Source organism: Leptolyngbya sp. FACHB-36 (genome assembly GCF_014695955.1).
Lineage (GTDB): Bacteria > Cyanobacteriota > Cyanobacteriia > Leptolyngbyales > Leptolyngbyaceae > FACHB-36.
The window spans coordinates 1-6996 of record NZ_JACJPG010000233.1 but is presented as its reverse complement, the minus strand read 5'-3'; the positions used below and the strand labels follow the sequence as shown (position 1 = coordinate 6996).

General features: G+C 52.4%; 8 protein-coding genes. 2 read left to right on the top strand and 6 right to left on the bottom strand.

Going from position 1 to position 6996, the window contains the following annotated elements; genetic code table 11:
* Positions 1 to 590 (bottom strand): rod shape-determining protein (locus H6F43_RS05595; RefSeq protein ID WP_190341511.1); only part of this gene is annotated, 590 nt, incomplete at its 3' end.
* A gap of 482 nt (positions 591 to 1072) precedes the next feature.
* Between H6F43_RS05595 and H6F43_RS05590 the strand changes: the two genes are divergently transcribed.
* Positions 1073 to 1435 carry a single-stranded DNA-binding protein gene (locus H6F43_RS05590; protein ID WP_190341509.1) on the top strand — a complete coding sequence of 121 codons (363 nt, stop codon included), beginning with the start codon at positions 1073 to 1075 and terminating at the stop codon, positions 1433 to 1435.
* Between the two features lie 39 nt (positions 1436 to 1474).
* On the opposite strand, the gene H6F43_RS05585 is transcribed toward H6F43_RS05590, so the two are convergent.
* Positions 1475 to 2215, bottom strand: coding sequence for an SIMPL domain-containing protein (locus H6F43_RS05585; RefSeq protein WP_190341507.1), 741 nt, complete (start codon positions 2213 to 2215; stop codon positions 1475 to 1477).
* Positions 2216 to 2559: 344 nt separating this feature from the next.
* Here H6F43_RS05585 and H6F43_RS05580 point away from each other — a divergent pair, with 344 nt between their 5' ends.
* A complete protein-coding gene (locus tag H6F43_RS05580) occupies positions 2560 to 3057 on the top strand; it encodes a DUF4383 domain-containing protein (protein WP_190341505.1) in 498 nt (165 codons plus the stop codon).
* An 83-nt stretch (positions 3058 to 3140) separates the two neighbouring features.
* On the opposite strand, the gene H6F43_RS05575 is transcribed toward H6F43_RS05580, so the two are convergent.
* The 4 genes from H6F43_RS05575 to H6F43_RS05560 form a co-directional block, all read right to left on the bottom strand.
* The gene (locus H6F43_RS05575) at positions 3141 to 4001 is read right to left on the bottom strand and encodes an SIMPL domain-containing protein (protein ID WP_190341503.1); all 861 of its coding nucleotides are present in this window, start codon (positions 3999 to 4001) and stop codon (positions 3141 to 3143) included.
* A 352-nt stretch (positions 4002 to 4353) separates the two neighbouring features.
* Positions 4354 to 5757 (bottom strand): NAD(P)(+) transhydrogenase (Re/Si-specific) subunit beta, encoded by a 1404-nt coding sequence (locus tag H6F43_RS05570; protein ID WP_190341500.1) that lies wholly within the window; start codon positions 5755 to 5757, stop codon positions 4354 to 4356.
* Positions 5754 to 6047 carry an NAD(P) transhydrogenase subunit alpha gene (locus H6F43_RS05565; RefSeq protein WP_190341498.1) on the bottom strand — a complete coding sequence of 98 codons (294 nt, stop codon included), beginning with the start codon at positions 6045 to 6047 and terminating at the stop codon, positions 5754 to 5756. The genes H6F43_RS05570 and H6F43_RS05565 overlap by 4 nt, the downstream gene beginning before the upstream one ends.
* 91 nt (positions 6048 to 6138) lie before the next feature.
* Positions 6139 to 6996, bottom strand: an 858-nt coding sequence (locus H6F43_RS05560; RefSeq protein ID WP_190341496.1) for an NAD(P) transhydrogenase subunit alpha, incomplete at its 5' end; no start/stop codon positions are given.

The window sequence follows — 6996 nt, the reverse complement described above, 5'->3', positions numbered from 1 at the left end:
GTCCGTTCCCCGATCACGAGGTTGTGGACTTTCTTCATGTACTGCGAGATCGCTTCACTCAGTTCGTCCCCTGCAACGCGCACCGACTCACTCAGCACCGTTCCTTGCAAACTAAGCACAGCAACTTCTGTTGTGCCGCCGCCAATGTCGATGATCATGTTGCCGGTTGGCTCTGCCACAGGAAGCCCTGCACCGATCGCAGCCGCGACGGGTTCATCGATTAGATAGACATCTCTGGCTCCGGCTTGCGAGGCAGCATCCATCACTGCGCGACGCTCTACACCCGTGACGCCGCTGGGGATGCCAATCACAATTCGGGGGGATACGAGGGTCTTGCCTTCGTGCACACGAGCGATGAAGTGCTTCAGCATCAGTTCGGCTGTATCAAAGTCGGCAATTACCCCATCCCGTAGAGGACGTAGCGCCACCACATTACCAGGTGTCCGACCCAGCATTCGCTTAGCATCTTCTCCCACAGCCAGCGGAACTTTGTTTTCCTGATCGATCGCGACGACCGAGGGTTCTTGCAGAACAATGCCCTTGCCTGACACGTAAACTAGTGTGTTTGCAGTGCCAAGGTCAATACCCATGTCCCGTGAAAGGGAGAAACGACTAAAAAGACCCACTAGCCTCTATGCCTCTGGTAAATAGTGATGACTCGGTGCCAGATCACAACAAAAGTGTGATCAAGGTTGGATTTTATTACGTTTTCGATCACCCGTCTAGTCAGCCGTATAGCAATTTGTTCACTTGGCTAACCAGAATCTAAACTACTCAATTCCTATCACAATGCCTTAATCAGGATGAGACAGTAAACTAATTTACAAAGAGTGACAACCAGCATTTCTAATCAATCTAGGCGCTACTGATAACTAAAACTAGCAGACTTGAGTACAGCACCCTTATTGTAGGTGAGCTAAACCACATTCGACCGCTAGGACCGCCTCACTATTATGCTTAACGAATTTATTTTGTAGATAAAATGATACAATACATAAGTACTAGTTAAAACTCAAATCCGTTTGCTGAGATTGGGTTAAGCTAGCAAGATGAATTTTGCAGCAGGAAGATTATGAGCCTCAATGCAGTGTCGTTGGTAGGTCGGGTCGGCGGCGATCCAGACGTGAAATACTTTGAGTCTGGCAGTGTTGTGTGTAATCTGACCCTTGCCGTGAATCGTGCTAGTCGGAGCAATGACCAGCCGGACTGGTTCAATCTGGAGCTATGGGGTAAGCAGGCAGAGGTTGCCGCGAACTACGTGCGCAAGGGCAGCTTAATTGGAGTCAGCGGTGCGTTGAAGTTTGAGCACTGGAAAGACCGCAGCACCGGGGTAGACCGCTCTAAGCCTGTCATTCGCGTCGATCGCCTCGAACTGCTCGGCTCCAAACGAGACAGCGAAGCCAGCACAGCCAGCAGCTACAGCGACGAGTTTTAGACGACTGGGCTGCGCAACGCGCAGCCCAACCTGTGACCCTCAGTAGCTGATCTGTAGCGTGACCGATGCTTCTACCTCCTGTTCCCCACCTACGACGGGCAGAGGTGCTTTAGCAGGTGCGGCAAGTTCGGCTCGCTGCGCTACGTCGAACATCGGACGTGGTACGGGAGGGGTTGCATTGTTGATTTGCACGCTAACGATCTCGCGCTTGGTGAAGCCAAGGCTGCTGAATACAGCGTCTGCTTGCGCCTGCGCTTCCTGCGTCGCGCTGCGGAGGGCGACTTTTTGTGCGGCGGCGATCGCGGCATCTGACGCCACAAAGTTGACCCCATCAATACGGCTTGCACCCGCTCGCACAGCTTCGTCCAGCAGCGTTCCCACTTTTGAGGTTTCGAGTCGGAAACTGACGCTGTTGCTGGCAGAATATCCGGTTAGAGTCTGCGCTCCATTGTCGTAGCGATAGACCGGATTTAGGTTGACGCCCGTTGTCTCTAGCTTTTCGACTTGACGTGCCTTCAGCAGGGTGACTAGAGCAGTCGATCGACGGGCGACTTCTTGCTGAACCGCATCAGCCGTTTTTCCCTGAGCCTCTACACCTAATCGAACCTGTGTCAACGTGGTTGCAACCTGCTCGGTGCCGCGTCCAGTGACGGTTAGCGTTCGCATCAGCCGCTCCTGCGCCATTACTGGATTGACGACCATGAGGCTGAGCAGACCTGCCCCGATCGCCACCGCTCTGAACCGCTGCCACGGGCTGGCACCTATCGAAATCGTGTTCATTTGTTCACTCACTGAAATATTCGTCTGTATCCACTTTGCCATTGGGCAGACACGAAGTAGCAGTGGTTACAGTTTTAGAAACTTATGGCAAAAGATTTGGGGCAGAATGCCTAATGTGAAGCGTAAACAGTAGCGTGAAATGCGGATTTAGAGCTCGCGCAGAAAGCTGAACCGGTGAATCCAAAAGGTTCATCAAGTTAAGTTAGACAGCTATATCCCTTGTGATAGAGGAAAGCTGAGAGTTGTAACAGAACATTAAGAGTAGTGATGGTTCGCTTTTACAGCACGCGAACACAACAATTTTTTTCGGCTCCAACTATTAACCACTAACAAGGAAATCATTCATGCAATCACCGTCTACTGATCTATTCAAACGCTTCGACCTTACCGAGCGCGTCTGCGCCCTAATCCTTGGCATTCTTTTTTTAGCAGTCGGTTTAGCTGGGTTTATTCCCAATTTCATGAGCCTTCCAGCTGCCGCTCCTAACGTTTCTGTTGATGCCCCACGACTCATTTTTGATGACGGCTACGGCTATGTTTTGGGTCTATTTCCCACCAATTTTTTGCACAATGCGGTCCACATTGTCGTCGGTATTTTAGGCATTGCAGCCGCCACAAGTTTAAGCGGTTCGATCGTCTATAACCAGATCTTTGCGATTACGTATGCCTTGATTGCGCTGATGGGTTTGCTGCCGTTGACCAACACCACATTTGGGCTAATGCCAATCTTTGGTAATAATGTCTGGTTTAATGCGCTGACGGCGCTAATCGCGGGTTACATCGGCTTCGTTAAACCCACGATCGTAAAAGACAAAGTCGAAGCAGCAACGCCCAGCATTTAGTAGTGCTACTACTGAATAAGAACGCAGCAACCCCGCTGAGTGAGAGCTTAGTGGGGTTGCTAATTTTTGAACGATCGGGCCGCTTATTTTCGCGGGTTTGGCTCGACGATTGCGTAGGTGATGCTGACCTGACTGCGAACTTGTACTTCCGGCTTATCTGCCGGATCGTAAGGTGGAGCCGTTTCTTCGCTTGCAAGCGGTAGTAGAGAGTTCTGTACTCCGACTTTAGTGCCACAGCCAATTAAGGATGGAGAGCCCGCGATCGGATAAGCGGTCACAGACAGCAACTCGCCCAGTTGCACCTGCACATCTTGCGCCAGCGTTTTAGATTGATTGAGAGCATCGCGCAGCGCCAATCGGCGCGCTTGACGTTCTAGAGGTTGACAAATATTAATGCGGTAGGTTGCCCCAATACTTTGCAGAAATAGTTGCTGGTTGCCTTGGAGAGAATCGTTTACTGCTAGCACGATCGTTTGGAGCCGCTCTTGAGTTGGTTTCTCGACCTGAACTAACAGCTTCGGACTTTGCAGCGAACTGGTCTGTACGGTGATGCTGCGGCTAGGAACATCAACTTTGGCTAGAGCATCGCGCGTCGGTTTCAGTGCCTCTTCGGTGAGTTGCTGGGTAGCGCGAATCGATAAGCCGGGAGTCGTGGGTCTGGAATCATTGAGCGCAGCGGCGTTGCCGAACCGAAATTCTAGTGTTGCCACATCCGCAGGCGCAGTGACTTGCCCTTGCCCAACAACGGTGAGCGATCGTCGCCCATTCACTGTTGCGCCACACTGTTGAGGCGTGCAAATTGGCTCTATTTCGGTTGGTGAACGCATCTGCGCGGAAGCCGCTTGGTTTCCTATCCAGACGCTAGTAAGGCTCAGGGCGGATAGCAGCGGAAGAACGATCGGGTTTACCATCTGAGCAACATCCCACTGACAATAGAACGGCATTATTAGACTTCATTAAACTTTATGACGTCATCCGTAGAGCAGTGTTTCAGTTACGATTGGTCGAAGTCTCAATACTATTCAGTAGTGTAAAAATCTGATGAATAATTTAGGAATTTTCCAGACTTTGAGGAAATATTTGTGAATGTTTTCTCCACTTTTTAAGGACTACTGAATTATCTTAAAAACAAAATAAACAAATCCGCTTGGCGTGTGATGGCACTACATAGTGCTTTGGTCATTAAAAGCCTGTAGAAGGAGAGGGCGTAGGAAGCTTATTAAGCATTCCTTACGCCCTTCAACTTAATCGGAGATTCTGGTTGAATCCGTACTAATCGCTATTAGATATTAGCCTCTACAACTCTTTCACCGCCGATGCTAGTTGCGTCACGACATCTTTCGCGCCGCCAAACAGCATCATTGTTTTGTTCTTGTAGAACAGCTCGTTCTCCACGCCAGAGAAGCCTGCGTTCATGCCACGCTTGATGACGATCGTGTGCTGCGCCTTATCCACCTCAAGAATCGGCATTCCATAAATCGGACTGCCAGAATCATGTCGAGCGGCGGGATTCACCACATCATTCGCGCCAATTACCAGCGCCACATCCGTGCGATCCATGTCTGGGTTGATGTCATCCATGTCGTAAAGCTGCGTGTAAGGCACATTTGCCTCTGCCAGCAGCACGTTCATGTGCCCCGGCATCCGTCCAGCAACGGGGTGAATCGCGTACTTCACTTCCACGCCCAAGCGCTCAAGCTGATCTGCCAGTTCTCGCACCGCGTGCTGCGCTTGCGCCACCGCCATACCGTAACCAGGGACAATGACCACCGATCGCGCATAGCCTAGCATCATGGCACCCTGATCGGAGTCGATCGATCGCACCGTCTTGTCTTGAATCTCTGCCGCCGATCCGCCTGCTGCCGTGCGGTTGGAACCAAAGGCGCTGAACAGCACGTTTGCCAGCGTTCGGTTCATGGCGCGACACATCAACTCAGTCAGGATGATGCCCGATGCGCCCACCAGCGCACCTGCAATAATCAGCATGTTGTTCATCAGAACAAAGCCCGCCGCGCTCGCCGCTAGACCAGAGAACGAGTTCAGCAGCGAAATCACCACGGGTGTATCAGCACCGCCGATCGGCAGGACAAACAGCACGCCCAGCACCAGCGAAATTCCGACTAACGCTAGAAACGTGGTGGGGTCATTCGGATTTGCAACCAAAAAGCCGCTGCCCACAAAGAACGCCAGCACCAGCGCCAAATTAACTAACTGCTGCAATGGAAAGGTGATTGGCGCACCGGGAACCAACTCCTGCAGCTTGGCAAATGCAAGCAGGCTTCCGGTGAAGGTGACGCCACCAATCAAGACGCTAAGGATAATCGTGATGCTTTCGTCCAGCGGAACTGCACCAGTGCTGTGAATCACCCGCCAGAATTCGCCGACGGCTACCAGTGCCGATGCCGCACCGCCGAACCCGTTCAGCAAACCAACCATTTGCGGCATGGCTGTCATATCCACCTTGTACGCCATTACTGCGCCCAAGGCAGAGCCGATCGCAATTCCCACCGCAATCATTTCGTAGTTCAGCACTTGCCGATCAAGCAGCGTCGCTACCACCGCAATCAGCATCCCGATCGCGGCTACGACGTTCCCCTGCCGTGCTGTTGCTGGAGACCCCAGCTGTTTTAGACCCACAATAAACAGCGCCGACGCCACCAAATAGCTGAGTTGAATCCCGGTTGGCAGAAATTCGCTCATGCCTTCACCTCTTTCTTCTTGAACATTTGCAACATACGATCGGTTACGAGAAATCCGCCCACGACGTTAATTGTCGCCAGCACCACCGCCAGCAATCCTAGAATCACGGTCAAATTCCAGTCCCGTGGTCCAGCAACTAATAGCGCCCCGACCACAGCAATTCCCGAAATCGCATTCGATCCCGACATCAACGGTGTGTGCAGCGTAGGTGGAATTTTGTTAATGACTTCAAAGCCGACAAATGACGCCAGCACAAACACAACCAACCCTGCAATGAGTCCTTCTGCCATCGTTAAAAGCTCCTTGAAATAAGCGGTTAGTTATCAGTAATGAAATGAGTCGTTCGTTAGCCTTGACTTACTCAGAGCTAATCGCTAACCGCTAATGACTAACGCCTACTGTCTCCACTAACAAGTCCTTCACTCGCTGATTCTTCACCTCGCCTGCATGGCTGACACAGGCACTGCTGATGATGTCGTCCTCAAAGTTGAGGGTTAACGCACCGTCTTTCAGCAGGTATTGCACCAGCGTCAGCACGTTTTTGGCGTACATCTGACTCGCGTGGACGGGCATCGACGAGGGGAGATTGATTGGACCAATCATCGTGACGCCGTTGCGAACCACAGTGCCGCCTGGTTCCGTGCCTTCGCAGTTGCCGCCTTGCTCTGCTGCTAAATCAACGATCGTCGAGCCAGGCTTCATCTGAGCAATCATGTCAGCAGTGACGAGACGCGGAGCCGTCCTGCCGGGAACTTGCGCGGTGGTAATCACCACGTCCGCCGATCGCACGTGCTCCGCGATCGCCTGCTGCGTCCGCTGCTTTGCGATGTCCGACACTTCCTTGGCGTATCCCCCTGCGGCAACCGTGTCTTCCTCGAGGGCAACCTCAACAAACTTAGCGCCCAAGCTCTGCACTTCTTCCTTCACCGCTGGACGAATATCAAAGGCTTCCACAACAGCACCGATGCGGCGAGCCGTCGCGATCGCTTGCAGTCCTGCGACCCCTGCGCCGATCACAAACACTTTCGCCGGGGCGATCGTGCCTGCCGCTGTCGTTAGCATTGGGAAGAATTTGGGCAGCCCTGACGCTGCAAGTAACACAGCTTTGTAGCCTGCGATCGCTGCCTGAGACGATAGCGCATCCATGCTTTGTGCTCGACTGGTACGCGGAATCAGCTCCAGTGAAAATGCTGTAATGCGGCGGTCTGCAAGGCGCTTAACGAGCTGGGGCTGTCCCAA

What these genes read in the sequence shown, in the direction of transcription:
- H6F43_RS05580 (WP_190341505.1), top strand. Translation starts at nt 2,560, where the DNA reads ATGCAATCACCGTCTACTGATCTATTCAAACGCTTCGACCTTACCGAG.
- H6F43_RS05575 (WP_190341503.1), bottom strand. Translation starts at nt 4,001, where the DNA reads ATGCCGTTCTATTGTCAGTGGGATGTTGCTCAGATGGTAAACCCGATC.
- H6F43_RS05585 (WP_190341507.1), bottom strand. Translation starts at nt 2,215, where the DNA reads ATGAACACGATTTCGATAGGTGCCAGCCCGTGGCAGCGGTTCAGAGCG.
- H6F43_RS05570 (WP_190341500.1), bottom strand. Translation starts at nt 5,757, where the DNA reads ATGAGCGAATTTCTGCCAACCGGGATTCAACTCAGCTATTTGGTGGCG.
- H6F43_RS05590 (WP_190341509.1), top strand. Translation starts at nt 1,073, where the DNA reads ATGAGCCTCAATGCAGTGTCGTTGGTAGGTCGGGTCGGCGGCGATCCA.
- H6F43_RS05565 (WP_190341498.1), bottom strand. Translation starts at nt 6,047, where the DNA reads ATGGCAGAAGGACTCATTGCAGGGTTGGTTGTGTTTGTGCTGGCGTCA.